Annotated in this window: 18 protein-coding genes; 15 read left to right on the forward strand and 3 right to left on the reverse strand. The window is 39.6% G+C overall.

The window, feature by feature from the left end:
- The first annotated feature begins 7 nt into the window (after window positions 1–7).
- From MHI18_RS13880 to MHI18_RS13935, 12 genes are all read left to right on the forward strand, one after another.
- Entirely contained in the window at window positions 8–1090 is a 1083-nt protein-coding gene (locus MHI18_RS13880) for a hypothetical protein (protein WP_340848176.1), read from the forward strand.
- Entirely contained in the window at window positions 1077–3242 is a 2166-nt protein-coding gene (locus MHI18_RS13885) for a molybdopterin oxidoreductase family protein (protein WP_340848177.1), read from the forward strand. Before MHI18_RS13880 ends, MHI18_RS13885 begins: the two co-directional genes overlap by 14 nt.
- Window positions 3243–3800, forward strand: coding sequence for a 4Fe-4S dicluster domain-containing protein (locus MHI18_RS13890; RefSeq protein WP_340848178.1), 558 nt, complete (start codon window positions 3243–3245; stop codon window positions 3798–3800).
- 15 nt (window positions 3801–3815) lie between these two features.
- The gene (locus tag MHI18_RS13895) at window positions 3816–4337 is read left to right on the forward strand and encodes a Rieske (2Fe-2S) protein (protein WP_340848180.1); all 522 of its coding nucleotides are present in this window, start codon (window positions 3816–3818) and stop codon (window positions 4335–4337) included.
- Entirely contained in the window at window positions 4327–4527 is a 201-nt protein-coding gene (locus MHI18_RS13900; protein WP_340848181.1) for a hypothetical protein, read from the forward strand. Before MHI18_RS13895 ends, MHI18_RS13900 begins: the two co-directional genes overlap by 11 nt.
- Before the next feature lie 2 nt (window positions 4528–4529).
- On the forward strand, window positions 4530–4841 hold the full coding sequence (locus MHI18_RS13905) for a hypothetical protein (protein ID WP_340848183.1): 312 nt from the start codon (window positions 4530–4532) through the stop codon (window positions 4839–4841).
- Entirely contained in the window at window positions 4828–5112 is a 285-nt protein-coding gene (locus MHI18_RS13910) for a hypothetical protein (protein WP_340848184.1), read from the forward strand. Before MHI18_RS13905 ends, MHI18_RS13910 begins: the two co-directional genes overlap by 14 nt.
- The gene (locus tag MHI18_RS13915; protein WP_340848186.1) at window positions 5105–6616 is read left to right on the forward strand and encodes a nitrate/nitrite transporter; all 1512 of its coding nucleotides are present in this window, start codon (window positions 5105–5107) and stop codon (window positions 6614–6616) included. The genes MHI18_RS13910 and MHI18_RS13915 overlap by 8 nt, the downstream gene beginning before the upstream one ends.
- 90 nt (window positions 6617–6706) lie before the next feature.
- Window positions 6707–7357 carry a sensor histidine kinase gene (locus tag MHI18_RS13920; RefSeq protein WP_340848187.1) on the forward strand — a complete coding sequence of 217 codons (651 nt, stop codon included), beginning with the start codon at window positions 6707–6709 and terminating at the stop codon, window positions 7355–7357.
- Window positions 7358–7387: 30 nt separating this feature from the next.
- Entirely contained in the window at window positions 7388–8041 is a 654-nt protein-coding gene (locus tag MHI18_RS13925; RefSeq protein ID WP_340848188.1) for a response regulator transcription factor, read from the forward strand.
- Window positions 8031–8507: a GAF domain-containing protein gene (locus tag MHI18_RS13930; protein ID WP_340848189.1), complete on the forward strand. Its 477-nt coding sequence runs from the start codon at window positions 8031–8033 to the stop codon at window positions 8505–8507. Before MHI18_RS13925 ends, MHI18_RS13930 begins: the two co-directional genes overlap by 11 nt.
- 15 nt (window positions 8508–8522) lie before the next feature.
- Window positions 8523–10250, forward strand: coding sequence for a PAS domain S-box protein (locus MHI18_RS13935; RefSeq protein WP_340848190.1), 1728 nt, complete (start codon window positions 8523–8525; stop codon window positions 10248–10250).
- A gap of 43 nt (window positions 10251–10293) precedes the next feature.
- On the opposite strand, the gene MHI18_RS13940 is transcribed toward MHI18_RS13935, so the two are convergent.
- Window positions 10294–11205: a ketopantoate reductase family protein gene (locus tag MHI18_RS13940; RefSeq protein ID WP_340848192.1), complete on the reverse strand. Its 912-nt coding sequence runs from the start codon at window positions 11203–11205 to the stop codon at window positions 10294–10296.
- 119 nt (window positions 11206–11324) lie between these two features.
- On the reverse strand, window positions 11325–11885 hold the full coding sequence (locus MHI18_RS13945; protein WP_340848193.1) for a 3D domain-containing protein: 561 nt from the start codon (window positions 11883–11885) through the stop codon (window positions 11325–11327).
- Between the two features lie 373 nt (window positions 11886–12258).
- On the opposite strand from MHI18_RS13945, the gene MHI18_RS13950 reads away from it, so the two are divergent.
- Window positions 12259–12846, forward strand: a complete 588-nt coding sequence (locus MHI18_RS13950; RefSeq protein WP_340848194.1) for a helix-turn-helix domain-containing protein — start codon at window positions 12259–12261, stop codon at window positions 12844–12846.
- A 522-nt stretch (window positions 12847–13368) separates the two neighbouring features.
- On the opposite strand, the gene MHI18_RS13955 is transcribed toward MHI18_RS13950, so the two are convergent.
- A complete protein-coding gene (locus MHI18_RS13955) occupies window positions 13369–14457 on the reverse strand; it encodes a M20 family metallopeptidase (protein ID WP_340848195.1) in 1089 nt (362 codons plus the stop codon).
- A gap of 226 nt (window positions 14458–14683) precedes the next feature.
- Between MHI18_RS13955 and MHI18_RS13960 the strand changes: the two genes are divergently transcribed.
- Together MHI18_RS13960 and dacB are read left to right on the forward strand one after the other, a co-directional pair.
- Window positions 14684–15238, forward strand: coding sequence for a general stress protein (locus MHI18_RS13960; RefSeq protein ID WP_340848197.1), 555 nt, complete (start codon window positions 14684–14686; stop codon window positions 15236–15238).
- A 356-nt stretch (window positions 15239–15594) separates the two neighbouring features.
- Window positions 15595–17076, forward strand: a complete 1482-nt coding sequence (gene dacB / locus MHI18_RS13965) for a D-alanyl-D-alanine carboxypeptidase/D-alanyl-D-alanine endopeptidase (protein ID WP_340848199.1) — start codon at window positions 15595–15597, stop codon at window positions 17074–17076.
- Window positions 17077–17078 lie beyond the last annotated feature (2 nt).

Consider the following 17078-nt stretch of genomic DNA (forward strand, 5'->3'; position numbering starts at 1 on the left):
AAGAATTATGAACCACCAAACAGTCATTCCAGGAAAGAAAGAACAAACAATCAATCAGGCATTTGCCTCGAACTTTGCCAAATCGATGTTTCTTACCATCCTTGGTCTGTTCATCCTTACATTTATAGGAACAAGAATGTTTACACATATAGATTTAAACCTATACGGATATATGGTAGGTACTATTGTTTTTATTGGAGGCTTTTTTTATCGCTTTATTGCTTGGGGAGAACGGCCGCCTACTAAGATTCTGATCAAAAAAGGAATGAAGCTGTTATTTAAAAAATCAACGCCTGCAACCACTGTCAATCATCTAGTCACTTATAAATTCATTTGGAACCGCGGAATCTACCGTTGGCTGCAGCATGTCTTGATGGGCGGAGGTACTATTCTTTCTTGTTTCGTTACGTTTCCGCTTGTATTTGGCTGGATGTACTTCACGATGGACGAGAATGGCATGTACAACATCATCATGATTGGTGTAAATGTTCTAACGGTCCCTGCTGATGGTATCATTGCAAATCTATCCTACAACGCACTTAACATAACAGCAACAATGGTTATTCTTGGAGTATGTATGGCTCTTTATCGTCGATTGAAAAATAACCAAGCTCGTGCTGAACAAAAATTTATGTATGATTTCTTGCCTTTATATTTATTACTATTCGTCTCTATTACGGGTCTTACTTTAACTTTCATGAATGTCGTTCTTCATGGTTTTGGTCATTCAGTTATGTCTTTAATCCATCAGTATTCGGTCATCATTACGTTAATCTATCTTCCTTTTGGAAAACTGGCACACATTCCATTTAGACCACTTAGTATCTTTGCTAAAAATTATCGAGAGCATTACGGTCATCAGTCCATGAAGGAATGTAAGGTATGCGGAGAGTCATTCGTATCGGTTGAACAATCGAATGATGTAATTGATGTTCTAGGCATTAACCAGATCGATTTTAAACAGGACGAGGGCTTTCATCTGGCTGAATTATGTCTCCCTTGCAGAAGAAAATACCGAATTGCTCAATTTTCAGGAGCGCCTACTCACCAATTAAAAGTCAAGGAGGCTAATCAAAATGCAAAAGGATAAGTCAAGTAAGATAGCGAATGTCATCCATCCAAATGAAAAACTAGTTAAAACGCATTGCAGCTATTGCGGTATGCAATGCGGCATGAACTTGAGAGTAAATACAGTCTCCAATAAAATTGTGGGGGTTGAGCCTAGATATGATTGGCCGGTAACACTCGGGAAAATGTGCCCAAAAGGGGTGACTGCTTATCAGCAGACAAACCATTCAGATCGGTTACTAAAACCACTTATTCGTGATGATGCCTCTTTAAAAGGAACAAAAGAAGGGTTCCGAGAAGCAAGCTGGGAAGAGGCCTATGACCTTATAATCACTAAATTTAAAGAACTCCAAACTAATTACGGAAAAGATTCACTTTCAGTATACAGTGGAGTCTCCATGACAAATGAAAAATGTTATTTGACAGGTAAGTTTGCTCGGGTGGGACTTCAAACACGTTATATTGATTATAATGGACGGTTCTGTATGTCTAGTGCAGCCGGCGGATTCCTTCGTTCGTTCGGAGTAGATAGAGGATCGACGCTTCCTTGGACAGATATTCATGAAACAGATTGTATTTTTATGGCTGGTTCAAATACAGCTGAGTGTCATCCAACATCAATGTTTCGGGTCTGGTCAGTCCAAGAGCGCGGTGGTTATTTAATCGTTGTTGATCCAAGAGAAACACCGATTGCCAGAAGAGCAGATGTTCATTTGGATCTAAAGCCAGGTACAGATTTAGCTCTGGCAAACGGGATCTTGAACTTACTGATCCAAAACAACTATACGGATGAACATTTTATTAAGAACCATACTAATGGCTTTGAAGAAACGAAAGAATTAGTGAAATTATTCACTCCTGAATATACAAGTAAAATTACAGGTGTTGATCCAGAAAAAATTATCCGAGCTGCAGAATTATATGGGAAAGCACCAAATGCAATCGTCATGTTTGCAAGAGGAATTGAACAACAGATTAAAGGCGTTGATAATGTTTCTGGCTATACAAACATGGCATTGATAACTGGAAAAATCGGACGTCCTAAGTCAGGTGTTGCAACGCTGACTGGACAGGGAAATGGACAGGGCGGCCGAGAACATGGACAAAAAGCTGATGCACTTCCCGGCTACCGTAAGATAGCTAATCCTGAACATGTAAAGGAAGTAAGTGCATTTTGGGGAATAGATCCATCCGAGATGCCAAAGCCAGGTGTTTCTGCATATGAGATGTTTGGTTTAATGGAAGAAAAAACAATTCGGGGTTTATATCTGCTCTGCTCGAACCCAGCTGTATCCGCTCCAAATTTAAATTATGTTAGAAAAGTAATGAAGGAACTGGATTTTATGGTTTGCGCTGATTTTTATCTCTCTGAGTCATGTGAATTTGCCGATGTGGTATTGCCGACGACAACATGGTCAGAGGATGAAGGAACCGTAACTAATTTAGAAGGAAGAATTATAAAAATCAATAAAGCGCAGGAGCCTGTAGGTGAGTCTAAGCCGGATTGGCAAATTCAAATTGAGCTTGCAGAAAGGCTAGGGAGAGGGAAATACTTTTCTCATCTGAAAACAGCAAGAGATGTAGCGGCTGAATTTCGCGGCGCATCCAAAGGCGGCTATGCCGATTACTTCGGTGCAACCTGGGATAAAATTGACAAACAGGATGGAGTATTCTGGCCGTGTAAGAGTGAAGATGATCCTGGTACACCGCATATGTTCCTTGATAAGAAATTTTATCATCCCGATGGAAAAGCAAAAATCTGTGCCCTTCCATATCGGCCGCCAGCTGAAGAGCCAGATGAGATGTATCCGCTGCGTCTAACGACAGGGCGTGTCGTCTACCACTATTTATCTGGTAATCAGACTCGAAGAATTAAATTTCTTAATGACATGTGTCCAGAACCATTTATAGAAGTTCATCCAGAAAAAGCGGTTGAATATGGCATTGAACATGACGAAACCATTCGCCTTTATACAAGACGCGGGCAAGCCTTTTATAAGGTGAAGATTACTGAAGCGATTCGTAAAGATACGGTTTTCGTTCCCTATTCTTTTGGTCATGATGAGTCTATTAATCTACTGACTATTGATGCGCTTGACCCTATTTCAAGGATGCCGGAGTTTAAGGCCTGTGCGGCACAAATAGAAAAATTAGAAATAAAGAAGGTGCTTTAAGTGAAGCAACGTCTATATATAGAGCTTGAGAATTGTATTGGCTGCCGGGCTTGCCTGGCTGCCTGCACCCAGTGCGGCGGGCACGAAGAACGCAATCGAAACTATGTGTATGATGTGAATCCTTTCGTGAATCGTCAAACAATGCCTTTAATGTGTCTTCATTGCGTGAACCCTGCTTGTGCGAGAAGTTGTCCTGCTCAAGCCATTCAAATTCATGAAACCGGAGCTGTTTTATCCGCGCTGGTTGAAAAATGTATTGGTTGTCAGAACTGTACGATAGCTTGTCCTTATGGAATACCAAAATTTGATACAGAACAAAACCTAATGTATAAATGTGACCTTTGTATTGATCGGACAAAAGATGGGATTCCCCCAATGTGTGCCAGTGTGTGTCCAACTAACACTTTGCAATGGCTTACTGAGGAAGAAATCGAAATGAAGCAAAAGCAATTTAATCTTGATAACGGAAAATGGACCGCGAGCATGAAGTTGGAAGGGGAAACAAATGTACGTGTAAACCTCCCTGGAATCCTGCAAGGCGTGACTAAACTATTTTAGGAGGGAGCAGTTACAATGGAAAAGAACAACAGGTTCCCCTTTGAAGAAGATAATTATACACACAATATTAATCGTAATAATGAAAGGAAACTAGATCGGCGCGGGTTCATGAAAACCTTGGCGGGTGCGGCAGGCGTATTCGCTGTATCCTCTCTTCCTTGGGGGGGACTCGCTGCAAAGGAACTAATGGGTCTTGGCGAAAAGGAATATCCGCATCAGAAAATAACGGATATAGCTGCCATTCCTATTGGTGATTCCGTAGAGTTCGCTTTCCCTGGAGAACATGATAGTGCGCTGTTAATCAGACTGGGTGAGAATAAATTCGTAGCTTACCAGAATGCCTGCACACATCTTCGGTGTCCAGTTTATTGGGTCAAAGCTGAGGGAGAAATGATTTGTCCCTGCCATCACGGGAAGTTTGACGTGAAAACAGGAGAACCTACAGCAGGACCACCAAGGCGTCCACTTCCAGAAATAATGGTGAAAGTGGAGAAGGGAGCCGTCTATGCGGTGAAGGTAAAGCGCTATGAAGGCTAAAAATATGAGATTTATTTTAATGTGTATGGTTTTATTCTTAAATATTATTTTCACACAAAAAATGGTCCATCAATATTTCTATGAAAACTATAAAAACGCTTTAATCTATTGTGCGTTAAATCTCGTGGTCTTTCCTGCAGCCTTATTTTTGTATAAATATGATGTAAAGAAGCTGAAGGGGGCAGATTGAGGATGATGAATAATGAAACCTATCTTGATTTCTGCTTTATCAGAAAGAGTGCCGGTCATTTTCAAAGTGAGATTAACTGCATACTTCAGGAACTCTTCGAAGGGAAACCACTGAATTGGTATCTCGAGGAAAAGATGGAGAACGGATCAGATATCGTTATTGCCGAAGTAAAGGGTATGAGCAGCTGGACATCTGAAGAAGAAACGTTTGCTTACCTTGATACAAAAGGAACGGCTCAATTTTGGGAATATCTTCAAGGTTATCAGCTTCATATCTATCCGGCTAAAGGATGTGGAACCTGTGGCAGCCATTGATATCCAATCCATTCAGCAATTTGTTTCGGTGCCAGTTTCCGTGGCTATTCAGTCTAGTGATGGAGAGCAAGCTCAATTTGTCAAAAAAACAATCGAAAAAATTGAATGGTGTCCAGAACTTACACATATCCGAATATACTTTGACCATTTTAATTTTTTTGCGATACCTGCTTCAAGCGAGACGATGCAAACTGATTGTCAATGGTCAGCGTTTGATGCGGAGGGACAATTATTCTACCTAATCCGAAAGGAAAGTGTTAATCATGATTAAGAAAATTCAACTGCCGCTGCAAACAATGAATTTGGTTGTAGGGTTTATGATCTGGGTGCTGCTTTCATCCTTACTTCCATTTATTAAAGAGGACATAGCGATCCCTCCAGAGCAGCTTGCTTGGGTAACCGCCATCCCTGTTGTTCTTGGTTCCATTTTGCGTGTTCCCCTTGGTTACTACGCAAATCAAATTGGTGCACGTATCATTTTCTTAATAAGTTTTGTGCTCTTATTCTTTCCTATCTATTATATAAGTGTGGCAGATTCATTTATCGATTTATTAATTGGAGGGTTGTTCTTAGGGCTTGGGGGAGCAGTATTCTCTGTGGGTGTTACCTCAGTTCCTAAATATTATCCGAAAGAAAAGCATGGCTTTGTAAATGGAATATATGGAGCAGGTAATATCGGTACTGCAATTAGTACGTTTGCCGCACCGGTCGTAGCAACCAAAATAGGATGGAGTGCTACTGTTCAGCTTTATATGATTCTACTTGGGATATTCGTAATTCTTAACTTTTTCCTTGGTGATAAGCACGAAGTGAAGGTCAAGACACCACTAATGGTTCAAATAAAAAGTGTCTATAAAAATGAAAAGTTATGGCTTTTGAGTCTATTCTATTTTATTACCTTTGGTTCCTTTGTTGCATTCACTGTCTATCTTCCCAACTTTTTAGTCATGAATTTCGAACTGGAAAAGGTTGATGCAGGATTACGTACAGCTGGGTTCATTGCTGTTGCAACCGTTATGCGACCAATTGGAGGTTGGCTGGCTGATCGAATTCAACCACTTATTCTGTTAATGTATGTATTTACAGGATTTAGCTTATTCGGAGTTCTTTTATCCTTCTCCCCGACTATCATGTGGTATTCAGTTGGATGTATCGGAATTGCCTTTTGTTCAGGAATGGGAAATGGAGTCATTTTTAAATTAGTACCGGGATATTTTCAAAAGCAAGCTGGTATTGCAAACGGGATTGTATCAGCTATGGGTGGTCTGGGCGGTTTCTTTCCCCCGCTTATCCTGGCCTTCTTATTCAGTTTAACAGGACATTATGCAATAGGCTTTATGGCATTATCTGAAGTGGCGCTTGCCAGCCTAGTGCTCGTCATTTGGATGCACTTCCAAGAAAGACTTGCGTTGACAAAGGAAGTGGTCAATGCAACTGGAGAAGGGCTGCTAGTTACCGACAAAAGTGGTAAAATTATAATGACAAACCCAGCATTCACTAAGCTTACAGGCTACAGTGAGAAAGAGGTTATCGGTCAAAACCCTAGTATGATGCAATCTGGCAAGCAATCGCCGGAGTTTTATAAAGAAATGTGGAAAACGATTCAAGAAGAAGGATATTGGCAAGGAGAAATTTGGAATCAACGCAAAGATGGGCAGAACTACTTGGAATGGCTTACAATCAGTGCGATAAAAGACGATGCAGGTGAAATTAAGCAGTATGCTGGTCTACTTAGTGATATAACAGATTACAAAAAAATAAATATAACGAATTAAGAATAAGAGTGTGATGGGGCTGAAGGTTTCTTTGGCGCTGTCACCTTTTTTCTGTATTAAACAAACTGCAGACTAATAGGAGGCACCACCATGGAAGGAATTCCTGTTACAAAAAGTATCAGTTCATATATTATTCAGTCTCAAGATGAAGAAATTAAACGAATAGCGCTGGAACTCCATGAAGGTGTCGGCCAAACACTTTATAGCCTGTATACGGGCCTGCAGTATATCGAGATGGGAATAGAACAACCAGGAATGAAGGCTTATCTTCAGGAAATGCAGCAAACAATGGAAAGAACGATTAAAGAAATTCAGATGCTGTCAGTTGAACTCCATCCACCTACTCTTTCTTTAGGTTTAGTGTCTGCGATAAAGAGCTATGTAAGATTATATACGTCTACCTATGGAATTGTAGTGAAAGTTGAATCAATTGGAGAAGAAAAGATCCTGCCTGAACAAAATAAAATTGCGATCTTCCGTGTTTGCCAAGAAGCATTAATTAATATTGCAAAGTATGCAGATATAGATTCGGCTTCTATCCAGCTCGACTGGAGGGAAGATGACATAAAAGTGGTAATTGTAGATCACGGACAAGGGTTTAACGTGAAGAAAGTGTTAAGAGAAAATCTGTCCTCAGGGTTGGGAGCTATGCAGGAAAGGATGCTTTTGGCGGGAGGGACATGTGACATTGCTTCCGCACAAGGAAAAGGAACGAGTATACTGATTGACATGCCCTTATAAAAAGATCGGGGAAAAGGGAGAGGGTAAATTGTGATTAACGTACTTCTAGTAGATGACCATGCAGTAGTCAGAATGGGGTTAACCATGTTGTTAAATTCTCATGATGACCTTGAAGTAGTGGGGGAAGCATCTGAAGGAAATGAAGGAATACAAAAAGCATTAGAGTTAAATCCAGATGTAATTGTCATGGATTTAAGTATGCCGCATGGCAAAGATGGTTTGTCGGCTACCTCCGAGTTAAAAAAATTGCTGCCGAAGGTGACCATCTTAATCCTTACTATGCATGATGATGAAGAATACTTATTCAGGGCCATACAAGCTGGGGCATCTGGCTGTATTTTAAAGAGTGCTCCTCACCATGAATTGGTTACGGCTATTCGTTCCGTTGCAGCGGGTGATGCTTATCTTCATCCTTCTGCAACTAAGCGGCTGATGGAAGAATACATGGGTACGATTCAAAAAGGTGGAGTAGACACTTACAGCCTGCTGTCTGATCGTGAAAAGGAAGTACTCGCATTAATTGCAAAAGGCTTTTCTAATAAAGAAATCGCTGAGCAGCTCATTATTAGTGTGAAAACAGTAGAAAACCACAAAGGACACGTGATGGAAAAACTCCAAATGAAAAAAAGACCTGAATTAGTCGCTTATGCATTAAAAAAGGGGCTGCTTGGATATGGAATATAGGGGAAATGACGCAGAAATGGATCAACCTACGTTTTCGGATATTTTAGATGTTTGTCACGAGATGCGTGCGGAATTAAACTGTGATTTTGCAGCCATAGCCATACAAGATGAGGTAGGCACAGATATAAAATGGCCTTATGCATCTGGAAACAGAAATGAAAAGTATAAGAGAATTACGGTCCGTTATGGAAAGGGAATTGCCGGAAAAGTGATTTCGACTGGCCGGCCTATGATGATATCCGACCTTTCAAACGATAAAAGTAGTATGGTTTTAGAACATCCGATTATGCTGGCAGAACAGTTGCTTTCAGCTTATTCAGTACCTCTACTTATAAATGGAACGGCAAAAGGGGCATTATTAGCTGGGAATAGAAGCAGTCATCTTTTTACCGAGAATGAACAAAACAGCATATCTAAGTATGTGAACAAGCTGGAGGTAATGTTTAATTCCAATCATTCACTTTAAGCAGGAGGTCAGTAAATGAACAACTTTGACATTAAAAAAAGGCCTATGTTGCCTGGTTCTAGTGAAGAAACGATCCTGGTTAATCAATCAGGCATTGTTATCTATATGAATAACGAAGCAATTAATTATTTCGGTTATGAATCGGGATATTGTGTATATATCCAAGAACTGATTCCTGATATTAAGCTTGGTGAAATTGAAGAGGGTTATGTCCTGCAGTTCTATGGAAAACATCGGGAAGGGTATACTTTTCCATTGTTTTTAAAAGTGAATAGCTTCATTTCAAATAATAAGCAATATTTCCTTTTTATCATACATAATGTGAGAGATCAGTCGAAAATGGACAAAGAACTCTCACAGCCATTAAATGAATTGATTGATTTGAAATATGCAATAGATGAGGCAGCTATTGTGGCCATTACTGATCACAAGGGTGTGATTCTCTATGTCAATGAGCAGTTTTGCAGTATTTCACAATATACTGCAAATGAATTAATTGGCCGGGATCATCGCATGATTAATTCAGGGTATCACAGTCAAGAGTTTATGAGTGATTTATGGCGTACGATCAGCAGCGGCAAAGTTTGGCGTGGAGAACTACGGAATAAAGCAAAAGATGGTAGTTACTATTGGGTGGATACAACCATTGTACCCTTCATGAACGAAAAGAATAAACCCTATCAATTTCTGGCGATTCGGCAGGATGTGACGGACCATAAACGAGTCGTTGAAGAATTACAGACATCGATCAAAGAATTAAGTGATTTAAAGTTAGCCCTGGATGAGTCATCAATCGTGGCCATCACTAATTCAAAGGGAAAGATCACGTATGTAAATGATCAATTTTGTCAGATATCTAAGTTTTCGAAACAAGAATTGCTAGGAAAAGACCATCGAATCATTAATTCGAACTACCATTCAAAGACATTTTTTCAAAACCTATGGGAGAAGATTTCTAATGGTCAGGTCTGGAAGGGTGAACTTCGAAATAAAGCAAAGGATGGGACTATTTATTGGGTAGATACCACTATTGTTCCATTCATGAATGAGGAAGGTATTCCCTATCAATACTTAGCCATTCGCTACGAAATTACAGAGAGAAAGCGAGTAGAAGAAGAATTACAGCGAATGATGACGAGAATTATTGATGTACAGGAAGAAGAAAGGAAGGTATTGTCTAGAAACCTCCATGATGGAATTGGACAAAATCTCTATAGTCATTTAATTACGATCAGCCGCCTTCAAGCTGAGATTGACCATCCACTGCTGCAGCAAATGCATGATGAGACATCTAACCTAATTAAGGATGTGCGAGAGATATCTTGGGAGCTTCGTCCATCCGTTCTAGACGACCTTGGTTTGTTGCCGGCAATTCGATCATATTTAGTGCGGTATGCAGAGTTTTACGAAATCGATGTTGAATTTGAATGTGGACTTTTAACAAGGCTAGACAGCAATGCTGAACTAACAATCTACCGAATTATCCAGGAGGCCCTTACTAATATCCGAAAATATGCGTATGTCGATAAAGCAAAAGTAATCATGAGGGAAGAAGCAAATCATATTCGGGTACTTATAGAAGACAATGGTCAGGGATTTGATCATAAATCAAATTCTTCGGGAGTAGGGATATTTAGCATGGAAGAAAGAGCTAAATCTGCTGGAGGATTGCTCGAAATCTATTCTGCACCTATGAAAGGAACTAAGATTGTATTAGAATTGCCAAAGAGTAGTTTATCATGATAGCTTCTTCTAACACCACCACCCGTTTTAGGGTGGTGGTTCGTTAATTTTCATATGGTTTAATGATTCCATAGAGGGTCTCAATGACAGGTAGTTTTAGGCCTGCCATTGAAGCAAGTCTAAGTGCACCGCCTTGCAGATGTTCTACTTCAAGCGTTAAAAATTTTCTCCTGTCCTGATGCATGGATGATGTTGATTCATCGGGAAGGTCAGACAGCTGCTGGATGCTTTGAGATATTTGGTTGTCCGAGATTTCTATATCATACGCTGCTGCTAATTGCTGCATCTCGATAAACACTTTTTTCAGCAGGCTGAAGGTTTCTGGGTAATGACGGATGGTTCCGATGTTCAGATTGGCCGCTGTAGTGACACCGGAAAAGGCATTAATGAATAAGTATTTCTGCCAGATCCTTCTGAGTATCTGGGTAGAATGTTGAGCATCCATAATCGCTTGATCAGAGATATGCTCTATTTGAACACATAGTTCTTGCTGGGAGGGATGAAGGGGTCCGAATACTAAATCATGCTGTGTACTGGAATGAACAACATGTCCTCTTTCGTTAAGAGTGGCAATAATATAAGCTGACCCGCCTATAACAGCTTCTTCGCCAAACATTTGTTGGAGAATATGAATATGTTCCAGACCATTTAAAATGGGGAGAATTTTTGCTCCCTTTTCTACTAAGTTGTGTAAAGCAGGGAGTGTTCCTTCGAGATGATGGCCTTTTACAGCAAGCAGGATTAAGTCTGGGTGTTCAATTTCTTCAACATTCTCCGTGTAATCGATCTCATGAAATAGATAATTGCCATGCGGGCTAGTTACATATAAGCCCTCCTCAGCGATTTGACGGGCTCGACGTTCTCTTACCAAGAACTGAACGTGTTGTCCTGATTCTTGCCATCTAGCTCCATAATAAACTCCTAATGCGCCAGCACCAATAATGACAATATTCATATTTTCCCCTTTCCTTAAATAAGGTAGAAGTTCACTGTAATTATATCATTATCTAAATATTTAGAAAACTAATTAAGGCAGAGAAAAAGACTCAGAAACCTATCCGAGTCTGGAATCTATTATTTATAAACTCTAATTTTAACAGTTTTAACTCCCCATTTAATAGCTTTTGCTTTTGAAGAGATAAAGACATCAATTTTATTTCCTTTAATTGAGCTCCCTTTATCTGCAGCAACTGCGTAGCCATATCCTTCAACGTAAACTTTTGTTCCCAAAGGTATTTTCTTAGGATCAACTGAGATTGCTTTTATGGATGGGTTCTTTTTCAAATTAAGTCCAGTAGCTGTAATGCCGCTGCAGCCTTTACAACTTGCTGTATAGGCAGTAGCTTTAACGGTCATTGTCTTGTAAGCTTTAGAAGAAGCCTTTTTTACAGTCGTCTTTTTCTTAGCTGAGGTAGAGGTCTTTTTAACTTTTAAAACTTGCTTTATTTTTATATGATCTGTTTTAAGCTGATTCCAGCTTTTTATCTGCTTAACGGTTATGTTATGGTTTTGGGCAATCTTCCAAAGAGTGTCACCTGATTTTACTTTATATGTATTGCTACTAGCCGATGCAACGCCGGAAATACCGAATACTAGAAAAAAGGCTGCAGTCATAGACAATATTAGTTTTTTCAAAAGTCGAGTCTCCTTTGTTTTTGAATCGTAGGTATAGAATACCAGCTCTGTGTAACAACTGTGTTTCAAGGTAGGCGTATTTATATTACAAAATAGAGTCATTTAGTTGCATTTTGTAATATAACAGAGTATTTCGTAAGTTGCATAGATTAAAAGTGTAGAAAAATAAACTGGGTAATTGGAACTTATTTTACAAAAAACGCATGAAATAGGACTGCTATTAAACGTTTCTGAAAACTATTACTAGATTGAGCCTACAAATGAGGATCCCTTTTATTACAGAAAAAATATAAAGAATGATAATCAGATAGTCTACGGAGCGTTGATTGAGGTTTAGTTAGGTAGCGGGTATTCTTTAGTCGAGGTGAAAAATATGGATTACAGCAAGATTGGAAAGTTGATTTTGACTCTTCGTAGAGAAAAAATGATGACACAAAAAGATGTTGCCGAAGCTATTAACATAAGCGACAAGACCATTTCTAAATGGGAGCGAGGATTAGGATGTCCCGATGTGTCTTTGCTTGGTGATCTTTCCAGTATATTAGGTGTGAATATTGAAAAGATTTTATTAGGCGATTTAGAGCCTAATGATGCAGAAGGAGGAAATATGAAACGAATTAAATTTTATGTATGTTCTAATTGCGGTAATGTTATGAACAGTTTAGGTGAAGCTGATCTATCCTGTTGTGGGAGGAAGTTGGAGGCGCTTATTGCACAGAAGGAGAATGAAGAACACGCGATAACTGTCGAAGAAATTGACAATGAGTATTACTTAACCATACAGCATGAAATGACGAAAACACATTTTATATCGTTCGTTGCCTATGTTGGGTGGGATAGGGTACTTTTAGTAAAGCTTTATCCAGAACAAAATCCAGAAGTACGCATTCCTAAAATGAAAGGCGGCAGCTTTTATATCTATTGTAATCAACATGGTCTATGGAAGAAAGAGAAAAAATGAAACGAAAGAGCACTGCGCTTAAAAAATGGCTCTCGCATTAGAGAGCTATTCAGTTTGTAGACAAAAGAAGATTGGAATTAAAAAATTCTCCCTATAGAAATACTTCGGCGTCTACCTCTAATACATATCTTTCACCAAGCCATAAATGAAAGTGAAATCAATGGCCGCCTTCATTTTGCGAAGCGAATAGTTAGATGGAACCGGTTGATGTAATATAACATTTCAAAGGAGTCTCGCTGAATAGAATCATGTTTAGAAAACATCCTCATCACCTCCGTTTTAATCCTTCTGTTTTCAAACAAAGTGACTCGAGGATCTAAAAGGTAAAACAAAGTTGATTGGAACGGAAAGTACGAGACTCCTGCGGGAAAAGCGTGTCTAGGGGGAGACCCCGCGGAAAGCGAGTGCCTGGAGTGGAAATCAATGTTCATGTTATACAAACCATAAAAATAGACAAACTAAGGTTTTCACCCGAGTTTGTCTACAGTCTGAATGGCTCTCGTATTAGAGAGCCATGCTTTATTAGCCTATGTTTTTTTTATTTGTGCGTAAATGAACAAACTCGTTGGCAAAGTCTATGAGCATTTGTTGATAGTCCTGTACGGAATCAAGAATGACATATTCACGGTCACCATGCCAATTGGCTCCACTCGGTCCAAACTCAATGGATGGAATGTCGTAGGCTGAAAAGAAAACAGTATCTGCTGAACCATGTTGTCCAAAGACTCGAGCATTATCGTTTGTGATATTCTCAATAACAGGTTTTAACAAAGAGATAAATGGTTCGTTTTCTTTCGTTTTCACCGGTATCCCAAACATTTTCATTGTGACTTTCCCATCTGTAATGGATTGGATCTGCTCAATGATGTCATCCTTATTTTGCGTAGGTAGGTAGCGGATATCGAGACTCATTAAGCATTTACCAGGAACCTTATTGTAAACTTCACCTGCATGCAGCTTGGCTAGGTTAATAGAAGGAGAGCGGTAGAGGTCTGAACTTTCGGAAGCAAATGGAAGGGTACGTATTTTTTCATAAATCTCATAAGACTTCTCAATAGCGTTAACCCCTTCCCATGGTCTGCTGCCATGAGCAGGCATGCCGTCTATTTCTATATCAAGTTGTAAGACACCCTTAGCTTGAAGGCCAATACCAAGTTGAGTCGGTTCAGCACAGATGACAAAGTCACCCCGATAGCCGTTTTTAGCTAAATACCCAGAACAATTAAGTCCTCCAATTTCTTCATCCGATACAATTTGCAGTTGGATCCGGACACGAAGGTCTTGCTTTTGCAATTCAGCGAATGCGCACATCATTGCAGCAACACCAGCCTTCATATCAGCTGTTCCTCGGCCATAAAGCTTTCCATCTTCCTCATAAGGAATAAATTGATCAGGATTTCCGCTGACAACATCAACATGACCGTTTAAAATAATGGTTTTATCACCTTGTCCAAGTTCAGAAACAAGCATTTTGTACCCATTATTCGTTAGTACATTCACAGATAATCCTTGTTCTGAAAGCCACTTAGAGCAGAATTCAACTGCTTCATTTGCTCCATCCTTTGTGGAACTGTTAATCGAAACCAAATCTTTAAGTAAATCAGTAAGCATAAAAAAAATTACCTCCTGTGTTTATCTTGTCGTATTGTATCTATACCCACTAGGTACTCAAACATTCATGTTTTTACAAGATTAAGATGAAATTGCGGATGGGTATAAGATGAACGTTCGTTTTTTGACGAATTTTCTTTCTGAATAACAGGTTATTTTTTCTGGACCTGGGGTATTTAAAGACAGAGAAACAGATACATCACTTTTTTTTAGGAGGATGATCAAGATGGATAAACGTGTAGTTGGAGTATATGAAAACGGTGAAGAAGCAATTCGCGCAGTTGAAGATTTGAAAGCTCAGGGCTATAGCCGTGATGATATTTCGGTCGTAGCTAAAGACCGTGATGAAGTGAAAACTGTAAATGCAGAAACTGGTACGAAAACGGAAGAAGGTCTTGCGGCTGGTGCTGCAACAGGTGGAATCCTTGGTGGAACAGCCGGGTTATTAGCTGGAATTGGTGCATTAGCTATTCCAGGAATCGGGCCGGTTCTAGCGGCTGGACCAATTGCAGCAACACTTGCAGGAGCAGCTGTTGGTGCCGGAACTGGCGGTCTTGCAGGAGCATTGATTGGAATGGGAATTCCTGAAGCTGAAGCTGGGCACTATGAAACAGAGGTAAAATCCGGAAAGCTATTAATCTTAGTTGATCCTCATGCACCAAAACATGGTGCTGAATATGCTGAGCCTAGAGTGAATGTAGGAGCACGTAATGATACTCTTGACACTCAACGTGATCCAATTAATAGTCCAATCGACCGCACAAAAAATTTCCGTAACTAACTATAGTTAATTAGACAATAAAAAAACTGGGCATGGTGTATTCCATGTCCAGTTTTTTTATCGTTCATATAAATCTAAATACCTATGTGCATTTAAATGAATCTGACGTTGGTATTGGATGAATTCTTCTCGAATGTGTGATACAAAATACGAGTTATTCCTGTATTACTAGCCAGTTTTTCGACATTTATATTTTACTTTGTTTCATCTAGGTTACGAATGAAATAGAAATGAGAGCGTAAATTAGGAATGAAACAAGAAAAAAATACATCTTTATGACTAGAAGGAAAATAAAGGGTTACAGCATCATCTTCTCGAACATGAAGAATAAATAGACATGGAGGGGTGATGAATTCTTGATTAAAAAAATTAAATGGTGTCTTGCATTATTGCTTATTACCATGTTTGCAGCGTTTCCATATTTACATACTGACAAGGAGTCGGTTTATGCGCTGGATGAGTCAGGGAAATTAGGTCAACAGATAACGAATGCCCTTAACACACCAAAATTGGAAGGGGCACTTGCAGGAGTCAGTATTCGAGATGGATCGAGCGGTGAAATTATATTTGAGAAAGGAGCAGACACTCGATTGCGTCCGGCTTCTAATCAAAAGTTATTAACAGCCGCTGCGGCATTAGAAACACTCGGGAAGGATTATCGGTTTAAAACAGAGGTATATACTGATGGAAACAAACATGGAAAGGTCCTTAACGGAAATATTTACATAAAGGGTGAGGGAGATCCAACCCTGTTAAAAAGTGATTTTGATCAATTAGCAGCTGAAGTAAAGAAAAGCGGCATTAAGCTGATTAATGGAAACGTGATTGCCGATGATACTTGGTATGATGATGAACGTTATTCAGAGGATCTTAGCTGGATGGATGAAGCAGAGTATTATGGAGCGGCTGTATCGCCTTTAACCGCTTCACCCAATGAAGATTTTGATACAGGAACTGTAATAGTTGAGGTGAACCCGGCTAACGTGTCAGGTAAGGATGCCTCAATCAACGTTGTTCCTAAAACTGATTATGTAAAGATTATTAATCATGCAAAAACAGTGGCAGCAGATGGGAAAAAAGATATTGAAATCACACGCGAGCATGGCAGCAATACGATTACGATTGAGGGGACTATACCACTGCAAGCAAGTAAGACAAGGCAATGGGTGGCCGTATGGGAGCCAACTGGCTACGCCTTGGATTTATTTAAGCAATCGTTGAACGAACAAGGAATCAAGGTTACAGGGAAAGCGAAGATCGGACAGATTTCAAAGAAAGCTACCGTACTCGTAAGTCACAGCTCAATGCCGTTATCGGAACTGCTCGTGCCTTTTATGAAGCTTAGCAATAATGGCCATGCAGAAATGCTTGTTAAGGAAATGGGGAAGGTTCGCTTTGGGGAAGGCAGTTGGGAAAAGGGTTTAGAGGTAATGGAAAACACGTTGAAAACATTCGATGTAAATATAAATTCACTAATGATGCGTGATGGTTCTGGTATTTCTCATGTGAATTTGGTTCCAGCTAATGAATTATCAAAGCTCTTGTTCGCGGTTCAAGGAAAGTCATGGTTTCCGGTATATGTAAATTCCCTTCCACTTGCAGGAAACAGTGAACGGTTAATAGGGGGGACATTAAGAAATCGTATGAAGGAAACCCCAGCAGCTGGCAATGTACAAGCAAAAACAGGGACAATCACCTCGGTAAGTTCCTTATCAGGCTATGTCACGAATAAAAAAGGGGAAAAGTTAATATTTTCTATTCTTTTAAATAATTTTGTAGACGAAGAGGGAATTACGAAGATACAAGATGATATAGCTGTTATACTCGCAAATCAATAACT

Origin of the sequence: Peribacillus sp. FSL H8-0477 (assembly GCF_038002765.1) — a bacterium.
Lineage (GTDB): Bacteria > Bacillota > Bacilli > Bacillales > DSM-1321 > Peribacillus.

What these genes read in the sequence shown, in the direction of transcription:
- MHI18_RS13880 (WP_340848176.1), top strand. Translation starts at nt 8, where the DNA reads ATGAACCACCAAACAGTCATTCCAGGAAAGAAAGAACAAACAATCAAT.
- MHI18_RS13885 (WP_340848177.1), top strand. Translation starts at nt 1,077, where the DNA reads ATGCAAAAGGATAAGTCAAGTAAGATAGCGAATGTCATCCATCCAAAT.
- MHI18_RS13895 (WP_340848180.1), top strand. Translation starts at nt 3,816, where the DNA reads ATGGAAAAGAACAACAGGTTCCCCTTTGAAGAAGATAATTATACACAC.
- MHI18_RS13900 (WP_340848181.1), top strand. Translation starts at nt 4,327, where the DNA reads ATGAAGGCTAAAAATATGAGATTTATTTTAATGTGTATGGTTTTATTC.
- MHI18_RS13905 (WP_340848183.1), top strand. Translation starts at nt 4,530, where the DNA reads ATGATGAATAATGAAACCTATCTTGATTTCTGCTTTATCAGAAAGAGT.
- MHI18_RS13915 (WP_340848186.1), top strand. Translation starts at nt 5,105, where the DNA reads ATGATTAAGAAAATTCAACTGCCGCTGCAAACAATGAATTTGGTTGTA.
- MHI18_RS13920 (WP_340848187.1), top strand. Translation starts at nt 6,707, where the DNA reads ATGGAAGGAATTCCTGTTACAAAAAGTATCAGTTCATATATTATTCAG.
- MHI18_RS13930 (WP_340848189.1), top strand. Translation starts at nt 8,031, where the DNA reads ATGGAATATAGGGGAAATGACGCAGAAATGGATCAACCTACGTTTTCG.
- MHI18_RS13935 (WP_340848190.1), top strand. Translation starts at nt 8,523, where the DNA reads ATGAACAACTTTGACATTAAAAAAAGGCCTATGTTGCCTGGTTCTAGT.
- MHI18_RS13940 (WP_340848192.1), bottom strand. Translation starts at nt 11,205, where the DNA reads ATGAATATTGTCATTATTGGTGCTGGCGCATTAGGAGTTTATTATGGA.
- MHI18_RS13950 (WP_340848194.1), top strand. Translation starts at nt 12,259, where the DNA reads ATGGATTACAGCAAGATTGGAAAGTTGATTTTGACTCTTCGTAGAGAA.
- MHI18_RS13955 (WP_340848195.1), bottom strand. Translation starts at nt 14,457, where the DNA reads ATGCTTACTGATTTACTTAAAGATTTGGTTTCGATTAACAGTTCCACA.
- MHI18_RS13960 (WP_340848197.1), top strand. Translation starts at nt 14,684, where the DNA reads ATGGATAAACGTGTAGTTGGAGTATATGAAAACGGTGAAGAAGCAATT.